General features: G+C 71.7%; 25 protein-coding genes. 12 read left to right on the plus strand and 13 right to left on the minus strand.

Annotated features, from left to right (window positions below; all coding sequences use genetic code 11):
- Position 1 precedes the first annotated feature (1 nt).
- Positions 2 to 1,021, minus strand: a complete 1,020-nt coding sequence (locus tag BMY19_RS09050; protein WP_234081757.1) for a glycosyltransferase family 2 protein — start codon at positions 1,019 to 1,021, stop codon at positions 2 to 4.
- Between the two features lie 555 nt (positions 1,022 to 1,576).
- Between BMY19_RS09050 and BMY19_RS09055 the strand changes: the two genes are divergently transcribed.
- Complete coding sequence (locus BMY19_RS09055; protein ID WP_042672182.1) at positions 1,577 to 1,798, plus strand: DUF6894 family protein; 222 nt, start codon at positions 1,577 to 1,579, stop codon at positions 1,796 to 1,798.
- 20 nt (positions 1,799 to 1,818) lie between these two features.
- Here the strand turns inward: BMY19_RS09055 and BMY19_RS09060 are convergent, their stop codons facing one another.
- Positions 1,819 to 2,895 (minus strand): acyltransferase family protein, encoded by a 1,077-nt coding sequence (locus BMY19_RS09060; RefSeq protein ID WP_100251497.1) that lies wholly within the window; start codon positions 2,893 to 2,895, stop codon positions 1,819 to 1,821.
- Between the two features lie 175 nt (positions 2,896 to 3,070).
- Positions 3,071 to 3,223: a hypothetical protein gene (locus BMY19_RS30840; protein ID WP_020091203.1), complete on the minus strand. Its 153-nt coding sequence runs from the start codon at positions 3,221 to 3,223 to the stop codon at positions 3,071 to 3,073.
- 211 nt (positions 3,224 to 3,434) lie between these two features.
- Here BMY19_RS30840 and BMY19_RS09065 point away from each other — a divergent pair, with 211 nt between their 5' ends.
- Together BMY19_RS09065 and BMY19_RS09070 are read left to right on the plus strand one after the other, a co-directional pair.
- Positions 3,435 to 4,172 (plus strand): sugar transferase, encoded by a 738-nt coding sequence (locus BMY19_RS09065; protein WP_100251498.1) that lies wholly within the window; start codon positions 3,435 to 3,437, stop codon positions 4,170 to 4,172.
- A gap of 54 nt (positions 4,173 to 4,226) precedes the next feature.
- On the plus strand, positions 4,227 to 4,457 hold the full coding sequence (locus BMY19_RS09070) for a hypothetical protein (protein WP_020091201.1): 231 nt from the start codon (positions 4,227 to 4,229) through the stop codon (positions 4,455 to 4,457).
- Between the two features lie 310 nt (positions 4,458 to 4,767).
- Here the strand turns inward: BMY19_RS09070 and BMY19_RS09075 are convergent, their stop codons facing one another.
- Positions 4,768 to 5,625 carry a glycoside hydrolase family 16 protein gene (locus BMY19_RS09075; protein ID WP_100251499.1) on the minus strand — a complete coding sequence of 286 codons (858 nt, stop codon included), beginning with the start codon at positions 5,623 to 5,625 and terminating at the stop codon, positions 4,768 to 4,770.
- Positions 5,626 to 5,831: 206 nt separating this feature from the next.
- Here BMY19_RS09075 and BMY19_RS09080 point away from each other — a divergent pair, with 206 nt between their 5' ends.
- Positions 5,832 to 6,857, plus strand: coding sequence for a glycosyltransferase family 2 protein (locus BMY19_RS09080; protein ID WP_100251500.1), 1,026 nt, complete (start codon positions 5,832 to 5,834; stop codon positions 6,855 to 6,857).
- A 31-nt stretch (positions 6,858 to 6,888) separates the two neighbouring features.
- Here BMY19_RS09080 and BMY19_RS09085 read toward each other — a convergent pair whose 3' ends face one another.
- The 4 genes from BMY19_RS09085 to BMY19_RS09100 all read right to left on the minus strand — a co-directional run bounded on the left by BMY19_RS09085 (position 6,889) and on the right by BMY19_RS09100 (position 8,531).
- Entirely contained in the window at positions 6,889 to 7,197 is a 309-nt protein-coding gene (locus BMY19_RS09085; protein ID WP_244534870.1) for a hypothetical protein, read from the minus strand.
- Between the two features lie 172 nt (positions 7,198 to 7,369).
- A complete protein-coding gene (locus BMY19_RS09090) occupies positions 7,370 to 7,675 on the minus strand; it encodes a hypothetical protein (protein WP_020091197.1) in 306 nt (101 codons plus the stop codon).
- 306 nt (positions 7,676 to 7,981) lie between these two features.
- Complete coding sequence (locus tag BMY19_RS09095) at positions 7,982 to 8,209, minus strand: hypothetical protein (RefSeq protein ID WP_020091196.1); 228 nt, start codon at positions 8,207 to 8,209, stop codon at positions 7,982 to 7,984.
- Positions 8,210 to 8,309: 100 nt separating this feature from the next.
- Positions 8,310 to 8,531, minus strand: coding sequence for a DUF6894 family protein (locus BMY19_RS09100; RefSeq protein ID WP_020091195.1), 222 nt, complete (start codon positions 8,529 to 8,531; stop codon positions 8,310 to 8,312).
- A gap of 406 nt (positions 8,532 to 8,937) precedes the next feature.
- Between BMY19_RS09100 and BMY19_RS09105 the strand changes: the two genes are divergently transcribed.
- On the plus strand, positions 8,938 to 10,323 hold the full coding sequence (locus BMY19_RS09105) for a UDP-glucose dehydrogenase family protein (RefSeq protein WP_042672177.1): 1,386 nt from the start codon (positions 8,938 to 8,940) through the stop codon (positions 10,321 to 10,323).
- Positions 10,324 to 10,692: 369 nt separating this feature from the next.
- On the opposite strand, the gene BMY19_RS09110 is transcribed toward BMY19_RS09105, so the two are convergent.
- The 4 genes from BMY19_RS09110 to BMY19_RS09125 all read right to left on the minus strand — a co-directional run bounded on the left by BMY19_RS09110 (position 10,693) and on the right by BMY19_RS09125 (position 17,301).
- Positions 10,693 to 11,520 carry a LuxR C-terminal-related transcriptional regulator gene (locus BMY19_RS09110; RefSeq protein ID WP_020091193.1) on the minus strand — a complete coding sequence of 276 codons (828 nt, stop codon included), beginning with the start codon at positions 11,518 to 11,520 and terminating at the stop codon, positions 10,693 to 10,695.
- A 785-nt stretch (positions 11,521 to 12,305) separates the two neighbouring features.
- Complete coding sequence (locus BMY19_RS09115) at positions 12,306 to 13,544, minus strand: glycosyltransferase (protein ID WP_100251501.1); 1,239 nt, start codon at positions 13,542 to 13,544, stop codon at positions 12,306 to 12,308.
- Positions 13,541 to 15,913, minus strand: a complete 2,373-nt coding sequence (locus BMY19_RS09120) for a GumC family protein (RefSeq protein ID WP_100251502.1) — start codon at positions 15,911 to 15,913, stop codon at positions 13,541 to 13,543. The genes BMY19_RS09115 and BMY19_RS09120 overlap by 4 nt, the downstream gene beginning before the upstream one ends.
- Before the next feature lie 98 nt (positions 15,914 to 16,011).
- Positions 16,012 to 17,301, minus strand: coding sequence for a polysaccharide biosynthesis/export family protein (locus BMY19_RS09125; RefSeq protein WP_091675716.1), 1,290 nt, complete (start codon positions 17,299 to 17,301; stop codon positions 16,012 to 16,014).
- 354 nt (positions 17,302 to 17,655) lie between these two features.
- Between BMY19_RS09125 and BMY19_RS09130 the strand changes: the two genes are divergently transcribed.
- The 7 genes from BMY19_RS09130 to BMY19_RS09160 are packed head-to-tail and all read left to right on the plus strand — an operon-like array spanning position 17,656 to position 24,268.
- Positions 17,656 to 18,204, plus strand: coding sequence for an acyltransferase (locus BMY19_RS09130; protein ID WP_026604627.1), 549 nt, complete (start codon positions 17,656 to 17,658; stop codon positions 18,202 to 18,204).
- 13 nt (positions 18,205 to 18,217) lie between these two features.
- Positions 18,218 to 19,246 (plus strand): Gfo/Idh/MocA family protein, encoded by a 1,029-nt coding sequence (locus BMY19_RS09135; protein ID WP_020091188.1) that lies wholly within the window; start codon positions 18,218 to 18,220, stop codon positions 19,244 to 19,246.
- Entirely contained in the window at positions 19,243 to 20,358 is a 1,116-nt protein-coding gene (locus BMY19_RS09140; protein WP_100251503.1) for a DegT/DnrJ/EryC1/StrS family aminotransferase, read from the plus strand. The genes BMY19_RS09135 and BMY19_RS09140 overlap by 4 nt, the downstream gene beginning before the upstream one ends.
- Positions 20,342 to 21,373, plus strand: a complete 1,032-nt coding sequence (locus BMY19_RS09145; RefSeq protein WP_056524962.1) for an NAD-dependent epimerase/dehydratase family protein — start codon at positions 20,342 to 20,344, stop codon at positions 21,371 to 21,373. Before BMY19_RS09140 ends, BMY19_RS09145 begins: the two co-directional genes overlap by 17 nt.
- Positions 21,370 to 22,506 carry a DegT/DnrJ/EryC1/StrS family aminotransferase gene (locus BMY19_RS09150; RefSeq protein WP_020091185.1) on the plus strand — a complete coding sequence of 379 codons (1,137 nt, stop codon included), beginning with the start codon at positions 21,370 to 21,372 and terminating at the stop codon, positions 22,504 to 22,506. The genes BMY19_RS09145 and BMY19_RS09150 overlap by 4 nt, the downstream gene beginning before the upstream one ends.
- Positions 22,503 to 23,303, plus strand: coding sequence for a polysaccharide deacetylase family protein (locus tag BMY19_RS09155; protein ID WP_100251504.1), 801 nt, complete (start codon positions 22,503 to 22,505; stop codon positions 23,301 to 23,303). Before BMY19_RS09150 ends, BMY19_RS09155 begins: the two co-directional genes overlap by 4 nt.
- The gene (locus BMY19_RS09160) at positions 23,300 to 24,268 is read left to right on the plus strand and encodes a glycosyltransferase family 2 protein (protein WP_100251505.1); all 969 of its coding nucleotides are present in this window, start codon (positions 23,300 to 23,302) and stop codon (positions 24,266 to 24,268) included. Before BMY19_RS09155 ends, BMY19_RS09160 begins: the two co-directional genes overlap by 4 nt.
- Positions 24,269 to 24,530: 262 nt before the next feature.
- Here BMY19_RS09160 and BMY19_RS09165 read toward each other — a convergent pair whose 3' ends face one another.
- A complete protein-coding gene (locus tag BMY19_RS09165; protein WP_100251506.1) occupies positions 24,531 to 26,219 on the minus strand; it encodes a glycosyltransferase in 1,689 nt (562 codons plus the stop codon).
- Positions 26,220 to 26,228: the final 9 nt, after the last annotated feature.

A 26,228-nucleotide genomic window follows, 5' to 3' on the forward strand; every position in this document is an offset into this window, starting at 1 on the left:
CTTACCTCTGTCCGATCGGGTGGGCGTGCGGCCGCGGCCGCAGGCGCTTGCCCGCCGCCGCCAGCAGCGTCGCGGCCAGGAACCGCCAGATCCGGGGATGCCGGAGCGCCAGGGTCGCGCCCGCGCGCCAGCGGCCGGCCTGGGCCGCCTCGATGACCTGGGCGATCAGCCGCGTCACCGCGAGGCCGTCGCGGTAGGCGCGGCTGCCGTGGCGGATCTCGGCGGAGCGCGACCGCGCCTCGGCGAGGCGGCCGTGCTCGGCCCGGGCCGCGAAGGCCGCGTCGAGGCGCGCGATGTCGGCCTGGCGCAGCCGGTGCGACAGGGAGGTGGGCCCGCGCCGGTAGCCGTAGCCCGCGTAGGTGGTGACCACGAACCGCGCCCCCGCCGCGAGGGCTTCCAGGCACAGCAGGAAATCTTCCCCGATCCGGACGCCCTCGTCGTACCGGATGCCGTGCCGGCGCAGGATCTCGGCGCGCATCATGGGCTTGAGGTAGCCGAGCTTGGTCACCCGGCTGAGCAGCTGGTTGCTGGCGATGTACTTGGCGAGGTCGATCTCGAACAGGTACGGCTCCCGGCCGCCCTCCAGCATCCCCGGACCCTGCGGGTCGAACATGTCGGTGAACGGGATCGGGTTGTCGGCGACGATGTCGGCATCCGCCGCGAGCGCGAGATCGAGCAGGGTCCGGGTGCGGTCGGGCAGGATCAGGTCGTCGGCGTCGAGGATCGCGATCCACCGGCCCCGGGCGGCGTTCAGCGCCGCGTTTCGGGCGCTCGACGGGCCCCGGGGCGTGCCCGGTCCGGCATCGGCGAGAGGAATGACGCGGACCCGCGGATCGGCTTCCGCCAGGCGCGCCAGCACGGAGGCGGTCCCGTCCCGCGAGCCGTCATCGACCGCCACCACCTCCACGGCGACGCCGGTCTGGGCGAGGGCGGAGCGGATGGCCGTCTCGATCCAGGGCGCCGCGTCGTGCGCGGCCATGATGAACGAGACGTCCACGAAGGTGCCCCGAGCATCGGACAAGAGTTGATCCGCCATCGCGCTTCCTGGGCCGCCGGGCGCGGCCTCCGAGACCGCCCCCGACTTTGGCCGGAAGCGATCGGCGCGCACGACGCTCAAAGGGCGTAGGGCGGCCGCCATCCCCTCCCATTGCGGGGGATGGCCCCGACGGCCGGAACAGGTCAGTGCGTGTCGGGGGCTGTGTCGCCCGCGGGGCGGGAATTCCGGACGCTGAGGCCCTTCGCCAGAATCGTCCGGACGTGGGCGCGCAATTTTTGTTTTCTCTCCGCCGAGGCAGGAGAATCTTTTTTGAGGCTCGAATCGCCGGAGGCTGCCATGTCGAACGCCCCTGAGACCCGTCACCGCACGCCGCCATCGCCGAAGCGGCCGCAAGGGTGATCGGCGATACCTATAATGGATTATTTGGCTGGAATCTCGACATTATTGCAACGCAACCAACGAAAACAGTTTTGATGTTTGTTAAGGTTTATGTCTCCTACTGAGCATTGTCGGACGTGGGCGAACTACGTAGGTAGTATCCGAGGGCCCTCCCGAGGGCGGAAATCAGGGAGGAGATGAGTGCCCAGTCGCTTCTATTTCGACATCGAGAACGGCGAGGAGACGATCCGCGACGCGCAGGGCGTGGAAGCCGCGGACTTGGCCGAGGCGCTCGCGGAGGCCCGCAGCGTGATCGACGAAATGGCGGGTGAACTGGAGGTCGCGGGACCGGCCGGCGCGTGGACGCTCGTCGTGCGCGACGCCAGCGGCGCGGAGGTCGGCCGGGTGCCGATCAAGGGCTGAGCCGGGGACGCGCGAGCGGATTACGGGCCGACCAGCGCGGAGGCGCCGACCCGCCGGCGCGGGGCCCGCAGCAGCCGGCGTGCGGGCCGCTCCAGGAGCCGCCACGACAGTTCGGCCAGCAGCAGCGTCAGCATCAGGTCGAGCGCCATGGAGACCGAGCGCGGTCCGGCGACGTCGAGGCCGACGAGGGCCAGCACGCGCTCCGCGTGGAGCGGCACGTGGAACAGGTAGGCGGCGTAGCTGATCACGCCGATCCGGCGCAGCCACGGGATCTCCAGGAGGGCGACCGCGCGGCCCTCCCGCGCCTCGACCACCTGCAGTAGCAGCAGCGCCACCAGGACGCCGCTGAGGCGGCCGAGAACGAGCCACCAGCCGGTCGGCGCGATCAGGAGCGGCAGGGCCACGAACAGGGCCAGCACGCCGGCCAGGGCGGCGTCGCGGGCGAGCCAGGCCGGGAGCGGCCGGGTGCGCAGGCCGGCGAGGCCGCCCAGCGCGATCAGTCCGACATTGGCCAGGGTGTCGACGTCGAAGCACCGCGGCGCGGCGCCCGCCCGCCACAGGGCACCGTGCGCCAGGACGCTGATCCCGACCAGGAGCCAGCACAACGTGCCGAGGTGGCGCCGCGGCAGGAACAGGGCCGCCGGCGCGAACAGCAGGTAGAATTGCTGCTCGACCGCGAGGCTCCAGAGATGGCCGAGCTCGGTGCCCCAGCCGTTCAGCTCGATGTAGATGTTGGTGACGTAGAACCACGTCGCGAGCTTGAACGCGTCGTTGCCGAGACTGGCCGGGTCGCCGGGCCGGACCGTGTAGAGCACGAACAGGAAGACGTAGTAGACCGGCACGATCCGGGCGACGCGATTCCGGTAGAACAGCCCGAGGCTGCCGAGCGGGGTCGACGCGCCTGCCTCCACGGCCGTGCGGGCCGCGGCGAGGATCCGGACGATCAGGAAGCCGCTCAGGACGAAGAACAGCCACACGCCGGCCGTGCCGAGGGCCTCGGTCCTCGGGCTCGGCGCCTTGTGGCTGACGAAGACCATCAGGAACGCCAGGGCCCGCAGGCCGTCGAACCCGTTGATGCGGCGCTCTGAAGGGGCCACGGCGCGTCCTGTCCGGTGATCGGCCGCGCCGCGCCGGGGCTGAACGCGCCCGCGCGGCCGGGTCCGGCCGGGAGGGCCGGGCAGCCCGGTTTTAGACCGGCCCCCGCGCGGGGGGCCTTACCTCGATCGGCGGACGGGACCTCCCCGAAAGCGGTCCCGCCGCCCGGTAGGGCCGTCAGCGGCGGCGGATGAGCAGGACGACGAGGCCGACGGCGACGGCCGCCCCGGCCTGGGCGGCCAGCAGCGCGAGCAGGAACCCCTTCGGTAGAACAACCGCGAAACCGATCGCTCCTCCAATCAGTGCAGCGAACACCAGCACGACCAGCAACGCCTTACCTCCATTGATGGATCGGCGGCCGTCTTGTTGCCGAACCGGTCGTGGGCCCAGTGTTGTCGCAAGGGTTCCGCCTGCGATCGACGCCCCTTCGGACCGGCCGAGCGCCGCCGAAGCCGGCTGCGGCGAGGCTGGCCGAACCGGCCGGCTGCGCACGTCGCTCCGCAAGTTCCGATCCCGTCTCACCCCGAGTCAAGGAGCCGACATGTTGCGCCCGGCTGGGACCCCGACGCCGATCGAGTCGTCGACGCCGCAGGATATGGTCGAGACGCTGAACGAGGCGTTGGTCAAGACATTGCCGGCCCCGCGGCAGGCCGGCCCTGGCCTCCGGGCGAGCTGGGCGATGAAGCGCGTCCTCGACGCGACGATCGCGCTGACGGCGCTCTTCCTGCTTCTGCCCCTGCTGCTGTTCATCGCCCTGCTGATCTGGGGCAGCGACGGCCGGTCGCCGATCTTCCGACACAAGCGCCTCGGCCGGTACGGGCGCCCCTTCGGATGCCTGAAGTTCCGGTCCATGGTCGCGGACGGCGACGCGGTGCTGGCGCGGCATTTCGCCGAGAATCCCGAGGCCCGGGCGGAGTGGGAGGCGTCCTTCAAGCTCACCCACGATCCCCGCGTCACGGCGCTGGGCCATGTCCTGCGCAAGACGTCCCTCGACGAGCTGCCGCAGCTCTGGAACGTGCTGCGCGGCGAGATGAGCCTCGTGGGGCCGCGGCCGATCGTCCAGGCCGAGGTCGTGCGCTACGGCGCCGACTTCACCGCCTGCTTCTCCGTTCCGCCGGGCCTGACCGGCCTCTGGCAGGTCTCCGGGCGCAGCGACACGGGCTACGCCGAGCGCGTCGCCCTCGATTGCGCCTATGCCAGCCAGTGGAGCCTCCGCCGCGACCTCGCCATCCTGCTCAAGACGGTTCCGGCCGTGCTGAGCCAGCGCGGCAGCCGCTAGGGCCATGACCGGTCGGCCTCGCCGCGCCCGCCGCGCCCGCCGCGGAGCGCGCCGATGAAGGGCATGATGCTCAACGCCCTGCTGGGCGTGATGCTGGGCCGCTTCGGCTCGGTCTGGCGGCTGCTGGTCTTCGTCCCGATCGTCGCGGCCGAGGTCGGCTACGGCCTCCTCGTCTACAACCTGAGCGCCGGCGCGTGCCTGCGGCGCGGGACGGCGCTGCTGGTCTGCGGGCAACTGGCCTTCCTGCTCGGCGCCCTGCTGCGGCCCATCGCCAACGAGCGGTGAGCCGTCCGGGCCCGGTGCGGCCCGGCGCGGCGAAGCGGACACGTCAGGCCGGATCCTCCTCGGCGGCCGGCGCCTGAAGGCAGAGCCGCCAGAACTCCACCAAGCCGGCGGCGTACGCGGCGATGACGAGGCTCGACCAATGCATCGCGTGGCTCCGGGCGCGTTCGAGGGCCCAGCCTGGCGCGGAGACGTTAAGATTTAGTCGGGTCCGGTTCCAGGGTCCGGTTCCGGTGTCCGGAGCCCGGTGCGGTGTCATGTGTGGTCCGATGCCCGGGGCGGTCGCCGGTGCGGCGTCCGCCCGACGGTGCGGCTAGCGGCAGACGATCGATTCCTTGAAGCCGCACGGATCGCCCATCCGGGTGAACGCGACCCGCTCGAACAGCGCGGTGACCGGCTGTCCCGAATACTCCGTCGGTCCGAGCCACGACGCGAAGTCCGGGCCCTGTCCCGACCAGACGCTGAGCATGATCTTGCTCGGATGGGAGGGAAGCGGCCGGTCGGGCGTGCCGACGACCTCGCGCAGCAAGCGTCCGTTGACGTACCAGCGCAGGCGGTCGGGCAGCCACTCGAAGGCGTAGTCCGCGGTGGTGGTCGCGGCGTCGAAGCCGAGGGCGTCGAGGCTGACGTGCTCGCCGACGCCGCCGACGAAGTAGTTGAGCTGGACCTTGCTCGTGTCCTTGCCGAGCCACTCAAAGTCGATCTCGTCGTTCGTCCGCCGGTCGCCGTTCTCGGGGCCGTTATAGGTGAAGAACGCCGAGACCATGCCGGACCCGGTGCCGGCCCGCATCCGGACCTCGTAGGTGCCGTAGCCGTAGCGCTCGCGGGTCTGGATCTCGGCGCAGCTGAAGGGGCGCTCCTTGTAGGTGATGTCCGTCAGGGACAGCGAGAGTTCGCCGGGCGTCGCGATCCGGGCGCGGTGCTTCGACCACGTGCAGCCCTGCCAGTCGCCGTTGACCCAGCCGTCCGAGACGTACCAGCGGCGTTCGTTCAGGGTGCTGAACAGCTCCACGAAGGATGCGCCGCCCTGGGCAGCCTGGGCCGCGGCGGGAGAGGCGGCCTGGGCCGCGGCCGGCGGCGTGGCGGTCTCGCCCGCGCTCGCGGGATAGGCCTGCAGGAGAAGCGTCGCCGCCACGCAGAGGCGGCGGCCCGGGCCGGAGCAGATCGTCATGCGCACGTCCTCAAACCAGTCGCCGCAGGATCGCGGCGGCGCGCATCGTAGCGGCGGGGGCGGCTCCGGCCGGGGATCATTCGGACGATCCGGCCCGGGGCCGGCCCCCTCCTTTCGGACGATCTCGCGCGCCGCGCCGGGATCGCCCTACCGTGCCGGCGGACCGGCCGCGGCGCGGACCGGCCGGAGAGTCGCGGAGTCGTCCGGTGCGCAGCTTAGAGGCCTCGTCCCCCGTCCCGGAGGTCTGCGTCATCATCGCGGCCCGGGACGCCGCGGACACGATCGGGACCGCCGTCGCCTCGGCGCTCCGGCAGCCGGAGGTCGCCGAGGTCATCGTGGTGGACGACGCCTCCGCGGATCCGACCGGCGCGGCCGCCGCGGCGGCCGACGACGGTACCGGCCGCCTGCGGATTATCCGGCTCACCGAGAATGTCGGACCCGCCGAGGCCCGGAACCGCGCCATCGCGGCCGCCCGCGCCCCGCTGCTCTGCATCCTCGACGCCGACGACTACTTCCTCGAGGGCCGGCTCGGCCGGCTCCTCTCCGCGCCCCGGACCTGGGATCTGATCGCCGACGACATCGTCATGGTCCGCGGCCGCGAGGCGGCCTCCGCCGCCGGCCTCGTCACCGGACCGGGGCGGCCGCAGCGGCTCACCCTCGCGGCCTTCGTGAGCGGCAACATCCCCCGTCCCGGCGCGAGCCGGCGCGAGCTCGGCTTCCTGAAGCCGATCATGCGGCGGGGTTTCCTGGACCGGCAGGGGCTGCGCTACGACGCGCGCCTGCGGCTCGGGGAGGATTACGCCCTCTACGTCGAGGCGCTGGCGGCCGGGGCGGTGTTCGCCGTGACCGCGCCCTGCGGCTACGTCGCGGTCGAGCGGTCGAACTCGCTGAGCGCGCAGCACCGGACGGACGACCTCGGGGCGATGCTGGCCTTCGACGATGCCATGCTGGGCCGGCCGGGTCTCGCCCCGGAGGCGCGGGCGGCCCTCCGGGCCCACCGCGTCGCCACGGCGCGGCGCTGGCAGCACCGGCGCGTCCTCGACCGGCGGCGCGCCCAGGGCTACGCGGCGGCCCTGCGGGAGCTGCTCGGCACGCCCCTGGCGTGGCGCCACATCCTGTCGGTGACCCTGGCGGCCAAGCTGGCGCGCCTCGTGCCCGCGTCCGTGCCGGAGCGGGAGACCGGTCCGCGCCTGCTCCTCGGACCGGAGCGCCGCCTCGAGCCGGCGCGCTGAGCCGGCGCTGGGCCGGGCCGACAGCGGCGCGTCAGCGGTCGCGCTCCTCCCTGCGCGCCCGCACGGCCGCCACGTCGGACCGGACCTCGTCCAGCGCGCTGCGGACCCGCTCCAGGGCCGTCGAGACCGTCGCGTCCAGGTCCGGATCGACGGCGTCCGGCGCCGTGCCGTGACGGAAGCCGTCCAGCAGGTAGGGCATCATCTTGCCGTGGAGCGCCGTGTAGGCACCGGGACTGGACAACTCGTAGACGACCGCGAGAGCGTGATAGGCTCGGACGAGAACCTCGAGCGCGACATCCGCGCTGCGCGCCCCCCGATCGCAATCATCGTTGCCCATCATCGTGCTTGATAATTTATTGCTGCCCCGTCCGCCGGGTAACATGCCCACTTAAGACTGTCGACGTCGGGAGCCATTGCAATCTTCGATCCCCTATGGCGCGGGGCCGTTTATCCGCGCGCCATGGCTCGACTGCAACAGTCACTGAATAGCGGGGGGCAATTCAAGGTCTCGTCTAGCCGCGGAGCTGCCGCGTCGGCCGGATCATTGTGGCGATCTTGGTCTCGACCTCGACCAAAACGCTGTTCACAAGGTGAAGGGCGCCGTCAACTGTACCGGTTGTCAGGCTCTCGTCGCGGCTCGTCTCCTGGATGATGCGGAAATTGTCCTCGACGAACGCGCGGATCTTCTGCTGGACGTCGACGAACTCTCCCGGATGGGCCGTCTCGTAGAGGAGCGCCAGGGCCAGGTAGGCGCGCCCCACCATGTCCAGCGCCAGGGTCGTGCTGACCTCAGAATGTCCGGCGTCCGGGGGCGACACGACGACTGAATTTCCTGTCGGATGTTAGTTATTTACACTATCACGGACTTTATTCGGCGCCAACCGCGCCGATGATCGGTGATGTGGATTCTGCATTGATTCCCGTCGACCGTGGGCCGGTCCCCGGCGGGGCGGTCGGAGCGCCGACACGATGCGCGCGGGCGCTGCGCCCGCCAGCAACCCTCGCCACCGTGATCAACGGACCGCCGGCAGGCCGGTCCGGGTGAGCCCGGCTCGGGTGGTGAGACGCGTCCCGTCGCGTGCGGCGCGGGCTCCGTGACCGTCCCGGGCCGATCGCGCGCGGCGTTAACGGCCGGCGGTGGCCCGGCGCTCGGCGCGGTCTTGGCCCGGCGCCAGATCCTGCGCGATCCGCAGCTTGAGCGCGAGGATCCGGTTGTGTCGCGCCATCGCGAGGAGCGACTCGGCAGTCCCGACATCGCCGCGCATCCGCAGCGCGTGGGCGGCCAGCGCCATCTGGGCAGCCATCGCGTCCGCCTGGCGGGCGGCGTGCGGGACGTTCTGGGAGAGGGGCATTCCGGATGGCCACGGTTCGAGGGCTCAGCCGATCCTCCGGACGATCCGTTAACGATATCTTAATGGCCGCACCCCCGCGCCGGCCGAGCGGCGCGGGCCGTCACTTCCGGATGGGCAGGCGGCCGACCAGCCAGCCCTCCTCGTTGCGCACGAGGAGGGTCCAGGGCGGCTCCCGGCCGTTTCCCGTAATCTCGTCGGCCATCTCGGCGATCACGCTACGCGCCTCGATCAGGGCTTCCTCGAGGCCAGCGGCCTCGACCCCCACGTGGTCGTGGATCGTCTCCTCGGCATTTGCGATCTCGAAGTAGAAACGCGCAGCCAACAGGGTTCTCCTCCGCCGGAACTCTTCGGGGAGTTCAGTTCTATAGACCGGTGTTAGCATCTTAGCCGTTCGCGCTCCCGGACAAAGCGGTCGGGAAAAAGCAGCCTGTCTTTGACAATTCGGGTGATGCGCCGGGAAAATGTTCGCGCGATCGTCGACCGGCGCCGCCGGATCAGCCGAATGGCGTAGCCGGCCGGCCGCCGCCATGGCCGGATGGCGATGTAAGGCGCGGTTCGGGGCGGCCCGGCTGCCGGTTCGGGACGGGCCGCGGCGGGGTCTGGCCGGTCGGGCCGAATCGTCGCCGCTACGCCCGATCGGCAGAGCCGCGTACGCCTAAGATATGATGTTGGTGGCCCTGTCGGGCCGCCGTAGACCCGAGCGTCGGTGCGATCGCGGCGAGGATTCCATGAACATCACGATGGTCGGGTCGGGCTATGTCGGTCTGGTCTCTGGCGCGTGCTTTGCGGATTTCGGCCACACGGTCGTGTGCGTCGACAGCAATCGCGGCCGGATCGACGCGCTGAATGCCGGTCGGATGCCGATCTACGAGCCGGGCCTCGAGGCCCTGGTCGCCGAGAACGTCCGCCAGGACCGCCTGTCCTTCATCACCGACCTGGAGACGGCGGTCGGTCAGGCCGACGCTGTCTTCATCGCGGTGGGCACGCCCTCCCGCCGCGGCGACGGCTTCGCCGACCTGAGCTACGTCTACGCGGCCGCCCGCAGCATCGCGCGCGCGCTGCGCGGCTTCACGGTGGTGGTGACCAAGTCGACCGTGCCGGTGGGCACCGGCGACGAGGTCGAGCGCATCATCCGCGAGACCAACCCCGAGGCGCAGTTCGCGGTCGTCTCGAACCCCGAGTTCCTGCGCGAGGGCGCGGCCATCGCCGACTTCAAGCGCCCCGACCGCATCGTCGTCGGCACCGACGAGCCGCGGGCCGTGGCGGTCATGGAGCAGATCTACCGCCCGCTCTACCTCAACGCCGCGCCGATCGTCGCGATGAGCCGCCGGACGGCCGAGCTGACCAAGTACGCGGCGAACGCGTTCCTCGCGGCGAAGATCACGTTCATCAACGAGGTGGCGGACCTGTGCGAGGCGGTGGGCGCGGACGTGCAGGCGGTGGCGCGCGGCATCGGCCTGGACAACCGGATCGGGTCGAAGTTCCTGCACGCCGGGCCGGGCTACGGCGGCTCGTGCTTCCCCAAGGACACGCTGGCGCTGGTCAAGACCGCGCAGGACGCGGGCACGCCGCTGCGGCTGGTCGAGACGGTGGTGGCGGTCAACGACCAGCGCAAGCGCGCGATGGCGCGCAAGGTGATCAAGGCCTGCGGCGGGTCGGTGCGGGGCAAGACGATCGCCCTCCTCGGCCTGACCTTCAAGCCGAACACCGACGACATGCGCGACGCGCCCGCGCTGGCGATCGTGGCGGGCCTGCAGGACGCCGGCGCCGTAATCCGCGCCTACGATCCCGAGGGCATGGAGCAGGCGCGCCCGCTCCTGCCCGGCGTCGCCTTCGCGGAGGACGCCTACCACTGTGCCGAGGGCGCAGACGCTCTGGTCCTCGTCACCGAGTGGGACGCGTTCCGGGCCCTCGACCTCGACCGGCTGCGGGCGGCGATGCAGCGGCCGGTCCTCGTGGATCTCCGCAACGTCTACCGGGCCGCCGACGTCCGGGCGCACGGCTTCGCCTACAGCAGCGTGGGCCGCCCTGACGAACCCGGTGACCAGCCCGGCGACGAGTCCGAGATCCCGCCGGCTCTGCCCCCCGCCGACGCCGTCGCCGGGACCGCGTGAGGCGCGGCCGGGCCCGCGGAATGCGGGCCCGTCGTCGCCCGGCGCCGATGAGGGCGGCGGACGGAAGCCCCGCCGATCCGCTGGACGATCCCCCGTACGAGCGACCCGGCGCGCGGCCGCTCCGGCCGCGGGGACCGCGCCGGCGCGCGGGGCGAGAGGACGGGGAGGCCGATCCGCGGCGTCGGGACCGGGCCGGTGGCGCCGCGCCGATCCGCCGACCGCTTGGCGGGACGGTCGGACGCGAAACGGGTCCCCTCGCGGGCCGCCCGGGCAGGCGACCTACGAGGAGACCCCGAAGCTCCGTCCGGCCGCGCCGGACCGAATTTCTGCCAGGGCGGCTCCGCCGCGGCGGGGCCGGCGCCCGAGCGATCAGGCCGCCGGAGCCTTCACGCTCGCCAGGCTGGAATCTTCCCGGAGGAAGTACTTGTTGGTCAGGTAGGCGACCTCGGTCCGGTTCTTGGCCTTGAGCTTCTTCATGATGTTGCGGACGTGAACCTTCACGGTGCTCTCGCACATGTTGAGTTCGTACGCGATGATCTTGTTCGGCGTCCCCTTCCGGAGCGCCCGCGCCACGCAGAGCTGCCGCGGCGAGAAGATGTCGTCGTCCCCGGCTTCGACCGGCTCGTCCACCTTGATGTTGGCCAGCAGGGGGAGGAGGCATTCGGCCGGGATGTAGACGCCGCCGGCCTGCACGAGCTGGAGCGCCTGCAGGGCGATGTCCACGGAGGTCGTCGTCGGGATGTAGCCTTTGACGCCGAGCTTGATGATCCGCACGATCTGGTCGAGGTTCTCGCCGTCCGAGATGACGGCCACCGGCGGAGCGCCGGCCTCGCCCTGCAGGAACGCCAGTTCCCGCGTGATCTCGGTCCATTCGGTCTCGGTCAGGTTGCCGTCGGGCCGGCAGAGAACGACCACGCTCGCGGCGACGAACGGCGTCTGCCGCTTCCACGATTCGATGTCCGCGAAGACTTCGAACGACGTCTGCCGGTCGGCCTCGCTGAGCGAGGCGGCGAGGCATCGGCCGACGAGCTGGCGTCGATCGATGATGACGATGCGGCTGGCGCGGCCCCGGGACTGGTCCCGTTGCTCGACGACGACCGGGTTGTCACCGGCATGTGCACCCGAAAAGCCGCGGCGGCTTTCGGCCGTGTCCCGCTCAACGAGGGTGAGCGCGTCTCGAGTACCAAGACTGGCCATAGAAAATTACCTCCTTTCGAAGGAAGCCGAATGTCAGCGATGACGGGATACCCAATGCGCTCGCCGACGGCGTGACACTGAGATACGCGGTGGCGCCGGTCGCCTTGGGGCGATTGCCGATGACCACGGATACAATGCTAGCTTTCGTAAAATCGTCTGTAAATACCCTATTTGAATCTTAACCCTTAAATTGCAGGGCTAAATACAATCATCGCGCACTACGTACGTACATAGTGATTTGTTTGATTGCGCACGACGGTGCTGGTGGAGAGATGCATTCGCAAGATCATTCGCCGTCTGTGGTGGTCCGATTCAAGATCTTTTCGAATGTAGTCGCTCAGATGTCGGTTTTAAGAATATCGAAACTTTGTCTTATTCGGAACTACTTGTTGCGTGGTCGTATCGGTGGGACTTCGAGGGCAATTCAATGATCTCGGTGCGATGTAGGTATTCGTGACGGGAGTATTCGAGGTATGAGGGCCCGCTGTACCTGACTGAGGCTAAAAGGCAACATGCGTACTCGGTTGTTTACCCTGTTGGGGTCCGAGTACTGATTTCATCGGTGCGGCGCTGTACCAAACGGCACGCTCCGCGGGAGGAGAGGCCGCCCCGCGCGCCGTCCGACGCGACGGGCGAATCACTGGCGGATCCCTGCCGGGATCCGGAATCGCCGCGGCGGCGATCGAGAGCGCTCTCCGCCGAAGTGGATACCGGTTCGGCGTGAGAGAGCGCGTCGAGACAAAGGATTAGAACCGTGCCCGATCGCAACGCGATCGGGCACGGCTCTAGTCCAGCCGGACCAGGAGATCGCGCATGCCGCCGACATCGACGAACGTGCCGAGGTCGCGGCCGAGCAGGCCGGCATGTCGCTCCGCGTAGGCCTCCGGCGTGAGCGTCCGCAGGAACGCCGTCACCGAATCGGCGAGCGGCTCGGGAAACGCCCAGCCCAGGCGCTCCGACACCGCGTAGCGTCCGGTCGCCGTCGCGGCGCGCGCCAGCGTCAGGGCGCCGCACAGGCCGCCCTCGTAGAGCCGGTTCGGCAGTAGCCAGTCCGAATTCAGTCCATCATCGAGGTAATCGACGGCCCAACTGAAGTGGATCCCGCTGTAGATCTCCGGAAGGTCGCGGGGATTGGCGTAGGGGCCGCGGAACGACATGTTCGGCCGGCCGTCCAGCGTGTCCGCCAGGGTGCGCGGGGCGATGTCCTCCTCGGAGAGGCGCCCGGCCAGGATGATCCGCACCGAGTCGCCGAGGGCGTCCGCGATGGCGGCGAGGATCGTCAGGCTCCGGCGGCAGCGCAGCGTCCCGAACCAGCCGATCACCCAGGGCGGTTCCGCCGTCCGGGTGCGGTCGAGCCGGGTCGTCACCTCGCCGAGGCGGTGGCCCATGACCTTGTTCTCGAGGAGGTGCCACGCGCCGGCGAAGCCCTGGACCGGCCGGAAGTACCGGTCGATGAAGTCCGGGGCACTGACGACGAGGAGGTCGCTGCGGCCGAGGATCCAGCGCTCGACCGCGCGGGCGATCCGTCCCGGCGCGTCCGGCCGCACCATCAGCCGCTGGATGTCGAGCACCTCGTAGACGAGGCGCGCGCGGCTCCCGGCGAGGCGCGCGGCGGTCCAGGCCACGAGGGCCATGTCGAGGTTGCGCACGTAGATCACGTCCGCCGCGCGCAGGTCGCGTCGGCGGCGCAGCGCCCGGGCGATGCCGACGGCGAGGCGCGGCAGGCGGCGGGCGTAGTTGCGGTCGACGGTCAGGCCGAGGGGGACGATGTCGTCGGCCACCGGGGCCTCGGCCGGCACCGCGCCGGGGCGGTCCCGCTCGAAGGCGTACACGATGACCGACCACCCGGCGTCCCGGATGGCGTCGACCCGCTTCCGGACCGTGGGCTCGGCCCGGTCGTGCCCGAAGAAGGCGACGCGGCGGCCGCGCGGGGTCGCGGAAACCGCGAAGGCCGGGGTCGGGGCGGCCCGGGCCGGCACGAAGGCCGCCACCCGGTCGAGACCTTCGGCGCGCGGGCCGGTCACGAGGCCGCCTGGGTCGCGCCGCGGGCGCTGCGCCGGGCCGCGGTCCAGCGGCTCAGCGCGCCGCGGAATCCGCCGCGCCGGACCGTCTGGCCGTCGTTGGTCTTGTTGAGCACGACGCCCAGGACGGTGCTGCCGCTCGACTCGAGATCGTGCACGGCGGTGGCGACGTCGTCGATGCTGGTCCGGCCCGCCTCCACCACGATGATCAGGCCGTCGAGCGTGTCGAGGAGCGGCCGGAGCGTGGGGAGCTCGTCCACCGGGGGTAGGTCGACGACGACGCGGTCGAGGGCGGGGCGGTCGAGGGCGGGGCGTCCGTCCCCCAGCACCGCGGCGACGCCCTCCGGGGTCATCAGATCGCTGAAATGGGGATCGTTCGGGTGGCGGTTGCCGCAGGCGAGCAGGCGGACCTCGCCGGGCTGGGGGCGGACCGCCTCGGTGGCGCCGCAGCGGCCGGCGAGCACGTCGAGGAGGCCGCGCTGCTCGGTGGCCTGGCTGAGCCGCGAGAGCGTCCCCTGCCGGACGTCGGCGTCGATCATCAGCACCCGCCCGGAGCTCGCGCGGGCGCGGGCGAGGAGCTGGCCGAAATTGCTCGCGAACAGGGTCTTGCCCGCGCCGGCCCCCACGGACGTGACGCCGATCGCGAAGACCGGGCCGCGGCGGTCGCTGCCCAGGACGTGGGCCTTGAGGCTGTGCAGGCGCTCGACGAACACCGATTGCGGCATGAACCGCACGGCGCTCGCCCGGAACGCCTCGATGCTGGCCGGACGCTGCGCCTCGTTGGCGTGGGCCTGCGCCAGGGCGAGCGCCGCCCGGAAGCCGGGCTCGCGCCGCAGCTCGGGGAGGGCGGCGAGGCAGGTCAGGCCGTGGCCGGTCAGCTGCCGGGGCGTGCGGATCGTCCGGTCGAACCAGTGCCGCGCGAAGGCGCCGCTCACGCCGAACCCGGTGCCGACCAGGAGGCCGAGCAGCATGATCAGGCTGCCGCGGGGCGCGCTCGGGGATTCCGGCACGGTCGCGGGCGTGATCACGTGGGCGGAGGGCTGCGGATAGGATTGCTGGTTGACGGCGTCGATGTAGCGCTGGAGCAGGTTGGTGTAGATCTGGTCGTAGGTCTCGGCGGTGCGGTCGAGCTCCCGCGCCTTGACCCGGGCGTTGCTCATGATCAGCGTCTTCGAGATCAGGGCGTCGAAGGCCGCCGTCATGCTGTCCTCGCGCGCCTTGGCGACCTCGTAATCGTGGTCGAGGGACACGGCGAGGCGCTCGAGCTCGGTGCGCAGCGACTGCTTGGCCGCCAGGATGTCCCGCTGGATCGCCTGGACCGCCTCGTGGTCGGGGCCGAGGCGGCGCTTCAGGTCGTCGGCGCGCTGCACGAGGTCGACGTACTGCCGGCGCAGCTGGATGATGACGCTGTCCTTGAAGGCCTCGGTGATCCCGGGATCGGCGATGTCGGAATCGAGGAGCCCGCGGATCTGGTCGCGCACCGCGCGGGCGTCGACGGTCTTGGACCGGGCTGCGGCCACCGCGGTGTTGAGCTCCTCGACCTGCTGCTCGCCCACGAGGCCGCGCTTGCCCAGGTCGATGATGGTGTGCTCGGCCTTGTAGGTCTGGGCCTCGCGCGAGGCCTGGCTGGCGCGCTGCTGGAGTTCCTTCAGGCGCGGCAGCATCCACTCGCCGGCGACCTTCCAGACCTGGGCCCGGTTCTCCAGCTCGGTGCTGACATAGGCCCCGGCCACCGCGTTCGCGACGGCGGCCGCCGTGGCGGGATTGTCCGCGCTGTAGCCGACCTCGATCACGTAGGCGGCGCCGATGCGGCTGGCCTCGACGTTCTCGCGCAGCGTCCGCGCCTGGCGCAGGTCCGGGCTGACGGGGGCGGGTTCCTGGACCGGCCGCTCGGCCCCGATCAGCCGGAGGGGCAGCGCCTTGGCGGCCTTCACGAACTCCCGGACCTTCGCGACGAGCGGGTGCGTCGGCGCCGCCAGATCCTTCAGGGCCGACTCGTCGAGCCGGTGCACGGCGGCGAGCGCGATCTTCTCCGAGCGGATGTACTCGACCTGGCTCTCGACCTCGGCGATCTCGAGCGGCGTCCCGGCATTGGGCGTGTCGCGGGCCGTCACCGGGCTGGAGCGGCTCTCGATGTAGACGCGGGCCCGGGCCGTGAAGATGGCCGGCGCCGTCGCGACGTAGATCCCGGCGCAGACCAGCCCGACGGCCGCGAAGGCCAGGATCGACCGCCAGTTCTGCCGCGCGATGGTCAGGATCGAGACCTGGGACTCCGTCTCGGGCGAGAAGGGCTGGCCGCGCCAGGCTCCGGTCCCACCGGGGCGGGTCGCACCGATCGGCAGGAAGGACGCGCTGGTCGAGTGTCGGTTCATGGATCTCTCCTCACCGCGGCGGTCACCGCCTCGGGGCGCTATCCGTCAAAGGGGACGCCGGCTCGGCCCGATGGGCGCGTCGAGCCGGGGCGGGTGGGTCAGTTCTGGCCGGCCCCGTCGCCGACGCCCCGCATGGCGGGATCCGGCTTGAGCGCGATCTCCACGACGTCGCCCGGCAGCAGCTCCGTGTCCTCGGCGGCGTCGATCTGCGTCTTGGCCGGTCCGCTCTGCCGGAAGACCGCGATCGCCGCCTGCGCGCGGCTTCCGGACAGGAGCTGCGCCCGGAGGGCGCCGGTATAGACCAGCTTGTCGTTGATGCTGTTCAGGCGCGACCGGTACGTCGCCAGGTTGTTCTCCGCGACCTGGAGCTTCTCCAGGGCGTCCATGGCCTGCACGTCGTCGACCCGCTCGAGCTTGCGGGCGACGTCGCTCTTGTCGCGCTCGAGCTGGGTGAGCTGGACCGTCGTCTGCAGCGCGCGGGTCGAGGAGAGCAGGACGGCGCGCCGCGCGTCGGTCAGCCGGGTCGTGACCACGGCGCCGCGCTGGAAGAGCGCCCGCACGGTGTCGTAATCCTCGGCGTCGGCGGTGACGCCCTCCTTCTCCTTGACCTGCTGATCGCTGAGGCTGGTGAACTGCGTCTGCGTCCGGTTGAGGGAGCGCTGCAGATGGTCCTTCTCCTTGGCGATGTCGGTCATCTGCACCCGGAGCTGCTGCTCGGCGAGCTTCTGCGCCGGGGTCGCGCGGCTGCCCGGGGCGACGTCCGCCGGCGGCGGGGACTTGTCGCCCCGCGACGCGGCGACGACCGCCTTCAGGCGCCAGATCGTGGCGGATTCCCGCTGGATGCTCGCCCAGGTGCTGTCGTACTCGGCGCGCAGGTTCGCCGTCTCGACGACGGGGTTCTCCATCCTGAACCGCAGGAGGTTGTATCCGCCCGCCAGGGCGATGGCCTGCCGCACGGTCATGCCCGGATGGAACGGGTGCTCGCCCTGCTTGGTCACGTCGCCGCTCAGGTAGACCGGCTGGTACTTCGAGATCCGCACCCCGATCTCGTCGGGCTCGAGCACGGCGATCGATTCCTTGCCCTCGGAATTGCGCTGCCGCACCGCCTTGGCGGGCAGCGACTTCTGCAGGCTCTGGCGCAGCTCCGCGACGGTGAGCCCGGCGGCCGGCACGTCCCCGAGCAGCGGGACCATGACGGTGCCGTCGGTGGAGACCGTCGCCTCCTGCTTGAAGGTCGGGATGCTGAGGGCCGTGACCTCGATCGTGTCGCCGGGCCCGATGCGGTACTCCGCGGCCGCCGGCAGCGCCGACAGGGCGAGCAGGCACGCCGCGAGGCCGGCGCGGCCGGCGCGGGTGGTTGCGCGTCTTCCCGCGGTCTTCGTCGACATCTTCGACACGCATCGTCCCCTTAAGGCTCGCCCTCGGAACCCGGGCGCGGCGGTCGAGCGGCAGGACCGCGCCGGCCTCACGGGCTCATGAGGGCTGAGACGGCATGATGCGTAACGGCCGAGCCAGCCGGGACTCCTCCAAATGGCGGGCGCGGGCATCCTTGCCGGGGCGGGGGCTTCGCCTTTCGACGTAGGCCCCCTGGCCCGAACGGTGCGCCGGGCCGGGGAGGGGTCACACCGGACGGGCGCCGTTCGCCTTTCGACGGACGAACCGCATCGAAAGCCTGGGTTCCCGGCCGTCCGCAGCTCTGTGCAGTTTTGACGCACAGAAGTTCGGCGGAAGGAGCTGCGGGTATGCCGATTACCGATGCAGATATTGGGGCGGATGTGGGGATCTTCTACCCGGATCTAGTCAATATTTATGGATGTCGAATCGAAAGCGGTTCGCGCATCGGCCCCTTCGTGGAGATCCAGCGCGGCAGCCGGATCGGCCCGCGCTGCAAGATCTCCTCGCACAGCTTCATCTGCGCGGGCGTCTCGATCGGGGCCGAGGTGTTCGTCGGCCACGGCGTGGTCTTCACCAACGAGCTCTACCCGGAAGCCACCAACGCGGACGGGAGCCTGAAGCGGGACGGCGAGTGGGAGCTCGTCGAGACCGTGGTCGAGGCCCGCGCCTCCATCGGCTCCAACGCCACCATCGTGGCGGGGATCACCATCGGCGAGGGCGCCCTGGTCGGCGCCGGTGCCGTCGTCACCCGGGACGTCCCGGCCTTCGCCATCGTCGCCGGATGCCCCGCGCGGGTCGTCGGCGACACCCGCACCAAGCGCGCCGAGAGCGCCGCGCGCGCCCGTTCCGTCCAGTCGCCGCGGCCCGAGCCGGCCGAGCCTCTGCAGGTTGCTTGAGGGGAATGCAGTCATGATCTCGATCGGTATCGTCGGATACGGCTACTGGGGGCCGAACCTCGCCCGGTGCACCTCGGAGAGCGAGCGCTGCCAGCTGGTGGCCATCGCCGACCAGTCGCCCGCCGCGCTCGGCCGGGCCGGCAAGCGCTACCCCGCCGTCCAGCTCCATCAGGACTGGCGCGACCTCGTGGCCGATCCCGCGATCGACGCCGTCATGGTGGCGACGCCGGTGAGCTCGCACTTCGAGATCGCCATCAACGCGCTGCGGGCCGGCAAGCACGTCTTCATCGAGAAGCCGATCACGCCCTCGGCCTTCGAGGCCCGGCTGCTGATCGAGGAGGCGGCCAAGCGCAACCTGCGGCTGATGGTGGACCACACCTTCGTCTACACGGGCGCGGTCGAGAAGATCCATGAACTCATCACGACCGACGCCATCGGCGACGTGTTCTACTACGACTCGACCCGAGTGAACCTCGGCCTGTTCCAGCGCGACGTGAACGTGATCTGGGACCTGGCGGTCCACGACCTCGCCATCCTCGACCACATCCTGGACCTCGCCCCGGTGGCGATCTCGGCGAGCGGCACCGGCCATTTCAGCGGCCGCCCCGAGAACATGGCCCACCTGACCGTCTTCTACCCGCGCGGCGTCGTCGCGCAGATCAACGTCAACTGGCTCGCGCCCGTGAAGGTGCGGCAGACGCTGATCGGCGGCAGCAAGAAGATGATCGTCTACAACGACCTCGACCCGATCGAGAAGGTCAAGGTCTACGACCGCGGCGTCACCGTCGGCGGCGGCTCGGACGACATCACCGAGCTGATGGTCTCCTACCGGACCGGCGACATGTGGTCGCCGCACCTGTCCTTCCGCGAGGCGCTGATCGTCGAGATCGAGCACTTCGCCGACTCCATCGAGAACGGCACCGCGCCCATGACCGATGGCCACAGCGGCCTGCGCGTCGTCGAGATGCTCGAAGCCGCCATGCGCTCCCTGCGCCAGAACGGCACCCCCATCGACCTCATGCCACTTGCGAGGGCCTCGTGATCCCCTTCCTCGACCTCAAGGCGCAGTACGCGGCGATCGGCGGCGACGTCGAGACCGCGGTCCTCAACGTCCTGCGCAGCGGCGACTTCGTCCTCGGCCCGGCGGTCAGCGCCTTCGAGGCGGCCTTCGCCGAAGCCTGCGGCGCCCGCCACGCGGTCGCCGTCAGCAGCGGCACCGCGGCCCTGCACCTCGCCCTCCTCGCCCTCGACATCAGTCCGGGCGACGAGGTGATCACGGTCTCGTCGACCTTCGTGGCGACGGTCGCGGCGGTGCTGTACGCCGGCGCCACTCCGGTCCTCGTCGACATCGACCCGGTCGGCTGGACCATGGACCCGGCCCTGGTCGAGGCGGCGATCACGCCCCGCACCAAGGCGATCCTGCCGGTGCACCTGCACGGCCGGATGGCCGATCTCGACGCGCTCGGCGCCATCGCCCGGCGCCACGGGATCGCCCTCGTCGAGGACGCCGCCCAGGCGCATCTCGCCGAGCGCGGCGGCCGCAAGGCCGGCACGATCGGGGATCTCGGCTGCTTCAGCTTCTATCCCGGCAAGAATCTCGGGGCCTACGGCGAGGGCGGCGCCATCGTCACGGACCGGGACGACCTCGCCGAGGCGGCCCGCTGCCTGCGCGACTGGGGCCAGCAGGGCAAGTACAACCACGTCCGCCACGGCTTCAACCTGCGCATGGACGGCGTCCAGGGCGCGGTGCTGGGGGTCAAGCTCCCGCACCTGGAGGGCTGGACCCGCGCCCGCCAGGCGGTGGCGGCGGAGTACGGGGCGCGGCTCGCGGGCCTCGGCCTGGAGCTTCCGGCCCCCGCCGGCCTCGACCACGTGTTCCACGTCTACGCCGTGTCGACGGCGGACCGCGAGGGCCTGCGCCAGTACCTCAACGCGGCCGGCATCGCCACCGGCATCCACTACCCCGTCCCGGTCCACCGGCAGCCCGCCTACAGCCACCTCGACGACGGCGCCGGCCGCCTGCCGGTCACCGAGCGGCTGGCCGCCCGGACCCTGTCCCTCCCGATGTTCCCCGAGATGACGTCCGCGCAGATCGACACCGTCTGCCGGGCCGTCGCCAGCTACTGCGAGGTCGCCGATGCCCAAGCTGCGTGAGGTCACCAAGGGAAGCCGGTTCAGCGGCGACCTGCGCGGGACCCGGATCCTGGTCACGGGCGGATCGGGCTTCATCGGCTCCCACATCATCGACCTGCTGGTCGAAGCCGGCTGCGACGAGATCGTGGCCATCGACAACATGATCCGCGGACGCCCCGAGAATCTCGGGGACGCCCTCGGCTCCGGCCGCGTCCGCCTCGTCCAGGGCGACATCCGCGACCGCGCCCTGATGGACACGCTGGTCAAGGGCACCGACGTGGTGTTCCACCAGGCGGCCCTCCGGATCACGCAGTGCGCCGCGGAGCCCCGCCACGCCTTCGAGGTGATGGCCGCCGCGACCTTCAACCTGCTGGAGAGCTGCGTCGAGGCCGGCGTCGCCAAGGTCGTGATGGCCTCCTCGGCCTCGGTCTACGGGATGGCGGAGGTCTTCCCGACGACCGAGAAGCACCACCCCTACGACAACCGGACCCTGTACGGCGCCGCCAAGTCCTTCGGCGAGGGCCTCCTGCGCTCGTTCAACGACATGCACGGGCTCGACTACGTGGCGCTCCGGTACTTCAACGCCTACGGCCCGCGGATGGACCTGACCGGCCGCTACACCGAGGTCATGGTCCGCTGGATGCAGCGCCTGGCCGAGGGCCAGTCGCCGATCGTGTTCGGCGACGGCCTGCAGACCATGGACCTCGTCCATGTCCGCGACATCGCCCGGGCCAACATCCTGTCGGCGATCTCGCCCGCCACCGACGTGGTGCTCAACGTCGGCACCGGCGTCGAGACCTCGCTGGTCGACCTCGCCGGCCACCTCACCCGGATCATGGGCCGGGACGGCACGCCGCTGGTCCACGAGGCCGAGCGGGCCGTGAACCCGGTGCCCCGGCGCCTCTGCGACACGAGCCTCGCCAAGGAGCTGATCGGCTTCGAGGCGAAGATCGGGGCGGCCGAGGGCCTCGCCGACCTCGTCGCCTGGTGGCAGGACGAGTCCCGCTCGGATCACCTGCGGCGGGCGCTCGCATGATCCCGATCGCCAAGCCCGAAGTCGGCGCCCCCGAGGCCGAGGCCGCCGCCGCCGTCGTCCGCTCCGGATGGCTGACCCAGGGGCCGCAGGTCGCGGCCTTCGAGACGGAGTTCGCCGCGATCGTCGGCGCGCCCCACGCCTGCGCGGTCTCGAACTGCACCACCGCGCTGCATCTCGCCCTGCTCGCCGTCGGGGTCGGCCCCGGCGACGAGGTGGTGACGGTGAGCCACAGCTTCATCGCCACCGCCAACGCCATCGCCCAGTGCGGGGCGACGCCGATCTTCGTCGACATCGACCCGGCGACCTACAACATGGCCCCGGACGCCGCCGCGGCGGCGATCACCGAGAAGACGAAGGCGATCGTCTGCGTCCACCAGATGGGCATGCCCTGCGACCTGGAGGCGATCGCCGCGATCGGGCGCCGCTCCGGCATCCCGGTGATCGAGGACGCCGCCTGCGCCATCGGCTCCGAGCGGCTCCAGGGCGACGTCTGGCGGCCGATCGGCAGCCCGGCGGGCGACATCGCCTGCTTCTCGTTCCACCCGCGCAAGGTGCTGACCACCGGCGACGGCGGCATGATCACCACCGCCAACGCCGCGTGGGACCGGACCTTCCGGCTGCTGCGCCAGCACGGGATGAGCGTCTCCGACATCGCCCGCCACGGCAGCGCCAAGGTGGTGGTCGAGGCGTACTCCATCGCGGGCTTCAACTACCGGATGACGGACGTGCAGGCGGCCATCGGCCGGGAGCAGCTGAAGCGACTGCCCGACCTGATCGCCCGGCGCCGCGCCCTCGCCGACGGCTACCGCGCGCGGCTGGCCGATCTCCCCGGGGTGACGCCGCCGCCCGAGCCGATGGGGCTGCGCAGCAACTGGCAGAGCTACTGCGTCCGCCTCCCGGACGACGCGGACCAGCAGGCGGTCATGCAGGCGATGCTCGACCGGGGCATCGCCACCCGCCGGGGCATCATGTGCGCGCATCTGGAGCCGCCCTACGCGGAGGCGCCGCGGCGGTTCGCCCTGCCCGAATCCGAGCGGGCGCGCGACCACGCGATCCTGCTGCCGCTCTACGCGGCGATGACGGAGGCGGAGCAGGACCAGGTCGTCGACGGCCTGCGCGACGCCCTGCGATGATCCCCGCACCGGTCAAGAGCCTCGCCCGGACGGTCGGCCTGACGCGCCCGCGCGTCGCCGCCGCCCGGATGGCCTGCGAGCGCACGACGCTCGCCCTCGCCCGGATCCGGCGCCCGGCGCCGGGCGGCCGCATCCTCTGCTACCACTCGGTCGGCCAGTCGGAATGCGGCGTCAACGACGTCTCTCCCGCGCGCTTCCGCCACCAGCTCGAGCGCGCCCTCAGCCTCGGCTACCGCTTCGTGCCGGCGGCCACGATCGCCGAAGGGCGCGGCGGCGCGCGGGACCTCGCCATCACCTTCGACGACGGCTGGCGCAGCGTCCTCAGCGGGGCGGCGCCGGTCCTCAGCGATCTCGGGATCCCCTGGACCCTGTTCATCGTGTCGGGCTGGCTCGACCGGCCCGAGAGCGCGCCGCCGGGCATCCTGGGCTGGCGCGCCATCGAGGCGCTCGCGGCCAACGGGGTCGAGATCGGCAGCCATTCCGTGACCCACCCGGATTTCGGGCGCCTCAGCGCGGAAGAGGCGGCCGAGGAGCTGGAGGAATCCCGGCGCGCCATCGGGGCCCGCCTCGGCCTCCTGCCCGACTCCTTCGCGATACCCCTGGGGCAGTCGGCGAACTGGACGCGGGCGGCCGCCCACGCGGCCCGGGAGGCGGGCTACCGGATCGTCTACGCACAGGCGGTGGAGACCCGTCCCGCCGGAACGGTGGCGCGCAGCTTCGTCACGCAGTTCGACAACGATCTGGTCTTCGGTGCCCTGCTCCGGGGCGCCTACGACGCCTGGGAGGAGTGGGTATGAACCGACCCGCGCAGCGCCGCGTCTCCGTCGTGGTGCCCACCTGCAACCGGCCCGCCTTCCTGCGCGAGGCCCTGGCGAGCATCCGCGCCCTGGAAGGCCCCGACCTCGCCTTCGAGATCATCGTCGGCGACAACGGCGCGGCGGGCCCCGCCGCCGAGGTCGCCGCCGCGTTCGGCGCGATCCACGTCCCCGTCGACAGGCCCGGCGCCGGCGCGGCCCGCAATGCCGGCCTGACCCGGGCGAGCGCGCCCTACGTGGCGTTCCTCGACGACGACGACGTCTGGCAGCCGGCGCATATCCGGGAGCATCTGCGCCTGTTCGAGGCCGATCCGGAACTCGGGGTCGTGTTCGGGCAGATCGTCACCGCCGACCACGACCTCGTGCCGACCTACGGCCCCTGGCCGCCGGAACTTCCGTCCGACAAGGGCGCGCTGCTGCGCCGCATGCTGAGCGGCTACTTCCCGCAGATCGGGGCGACGGTGGTGCGCCGGACCGTCGTGGACGCGATCGGCCTGTTCGACGAGGCCCTGCTCGGCGATCAGGACTGGGACTGGCAGCTGCGTGCCGTCCGCGGCCACGGCGTCGGCTTCGTCGCCGCGCCCTGCGTGCATTTCAGGCAGCGTCCGGCCGGGACCTTCGACCGCCTGATCGCCCGCCGGATCCACTTCACCCGCCTCGTCTTCCGACGCCACGCGCCGGCGCTCGGCGTCTCGCGTCTCGCGGCCCTGCGGCTCTATTTCGGGACTGTGCAGGGCTACTACGACGCCCTGCTGGACGCCACCGAGGCCCACATGGCCCGCGGCGATCGCCGCGCCGCCGCGGGGGCGTTCCTCACGGCTGTCCGCCTGATGCCGCACCGGGCGATCCGGCAGGCCTTCCGGCCGACGCGCGTGCGCGCGGCCCTGCTGGCGCTGGCCACCGGGCCGGCCGCCCGGCCGCTGACGGCCGAGCCGAAGACGCGCTGAGCCCGACAAGGCTGTCGCTCCGCGGCGCGGACCCTCCCGGGGCCCGCGCCGCGGAGCGCGCTCGCGCTGTCCCTGTGGTGTTCGGCGGGCCGCCCAGGATTCCGCGCGGTCCTGGCGGCTCCGCCGCCCCTGCGGCGGCGCGCGGGCCTTCGTCACGCGGACCGGTGAGGGCTGTGGAGGCGCGGGCGGGCGACCCGGCCTCCCGCGACGCGCGCGCCGTCCGGCGTGACCGATCCGCGGCCACCCGGGCCCGGGGGCGGCCTCAGGCGCCGGGGATCTGCGCCCGGAGCCGCATCGGGCCGAACCGGTCCTTCACGTTGCGGACCAGCCATTCCGGGAGGAGAAGCCGCACCTGCTCCCAGAGGCCGGAGAAGTCGCCGGCGCGGCGCAGGGCCAGCCAGGAGGCGACACGCTGGCGCAGCGGCAGCATGCCGATGTAGTTCTTGGTCATCTCCGACACGGGGAAGTCCGAGCCGAACATGTCCTGGTGGCGCAGGTCGGGCTCGCCGAGATGGGGCGCCTCGGCCGGGCCGGGCGCGCCGGCCTCCGGGGGCAGGCGGGGCAGGGCCAGCGCCTGCGCGTAGATCGCGTCGAGTCCCGCCAGCCAGGCGGTCGGCGCGTAGAGGCCCGCGACCGCGGCGGCGCTCTCGGCGCCCGCGGCGTCCCGCGCCGCGGCGTCGGTGATGAGCGCCGTGAGGTGGGCCTCGTAGGCGGCCTGGTCGTGGGCGACCCGGGCCGTGACGTCGAGCCCCGGATGGTTGATCGCCACGATCTCCGCCGCCGCGGGCGCCTCGAACCGCGTGACCAGCGGCAGCCCGTAGGCGGCGGCCTCCAGCATCGAGGTCGACGACACGAACGGGTAGGAATCGACGTAGATGTCGGCCGCCTCGAAGAAGACCCGCGGGTCCGACAGCTCGGGATGGGCCGTGATGCGCCCGCCGGTGGCGGCCCGGGCCCGTTCCCAGTCGGCCCGCTCGCCGGGGCCGACCACGATGAGCCGGGCCCGCGGATGCGCCGCGAGGAGGTCGACGTGGCGATCCGCGTAGGTGACCGGCCCGACGTTGCGGTACTTGGCCCCCCGGGCCACCGAGACCAGGAGGACACTGTCCTCCGGGACGCCCAGGGCCTGCTTGGCCGCGCTGCGGGCGCGCTGGCGCTCGGGCAGGGTGATCAGGGTCGGCAGCAGGAGGCTGCGGGCCGGATCGACGCCGCGCCGCGTGACGGCGAGCCGGCGCGCGGCCTCGCGCAGGTTGATCACCGCGTGACTGATCCGCGTCCCGATCCAGAACAGGTGGTCGGCGTGGTTGAGGAGCAGGACCGGCGGGCTCTTCGCCGGATCCGCGAAGGCGATCAGCGGGACCACGTCCTCGCAGTGGATGTGCAGGACGACGACGTCGTAGCCGCGCGCGATCTGGCGCAGCTCCCGCGCCCAGGCGAGCTTGTCGCCCTTGTGGTGGTTCAGGTGGTGGATCCCGCCGCCGCTCTCGCGCACCGCGGCCGTGATCCGCCCGTCGACCGGGCCGCGATGCTGGGTCAGGGCGACGCCGTTGACCCGGTCGCGGTCGGCGCCGATCCAGAGCGCGAGCATCTTGGTGAGGCCGCCCACCGGGGCGAGCTGCGTGCAGACGTGGAGGACGCGCCGGTACGGAGCCCCGTCGGCCCGCGCGCCGTCCGGGCCGCCGCCGTCGAGGGTCCGGCCGATCCCGGTCATCAACCGTTCGAGGCGCGGGCTCGCGAACACACCGCAGTGCCGGTGCGCCGCCAGGGTCGCCGCGATGGCGGTCTCGACGGCCGCGCCGGCCTGATCGCCGGCCGCCGCGAGACGCTCCGCGTGCCGCACCCGGGCATCGAAGGCCGCGAAGTTCGACCGGATCCGCCCGGCGCGGGACGCCGTCCCGCCCGCGGTTTCGCCGTCGCTGTCACGGACGGGTTCAAACGCGCCTTTGACCATCACGCCCTC

The organism is Methylobacterium sp. UNC300MFChir4.1 (assembly GCF_900110155.1).
Lineage (GTDB): Bacteria > Pseudomonadota > Alphaproteobacteria > Rhizobiales > Beijerinckiaceae > Methylobacterium.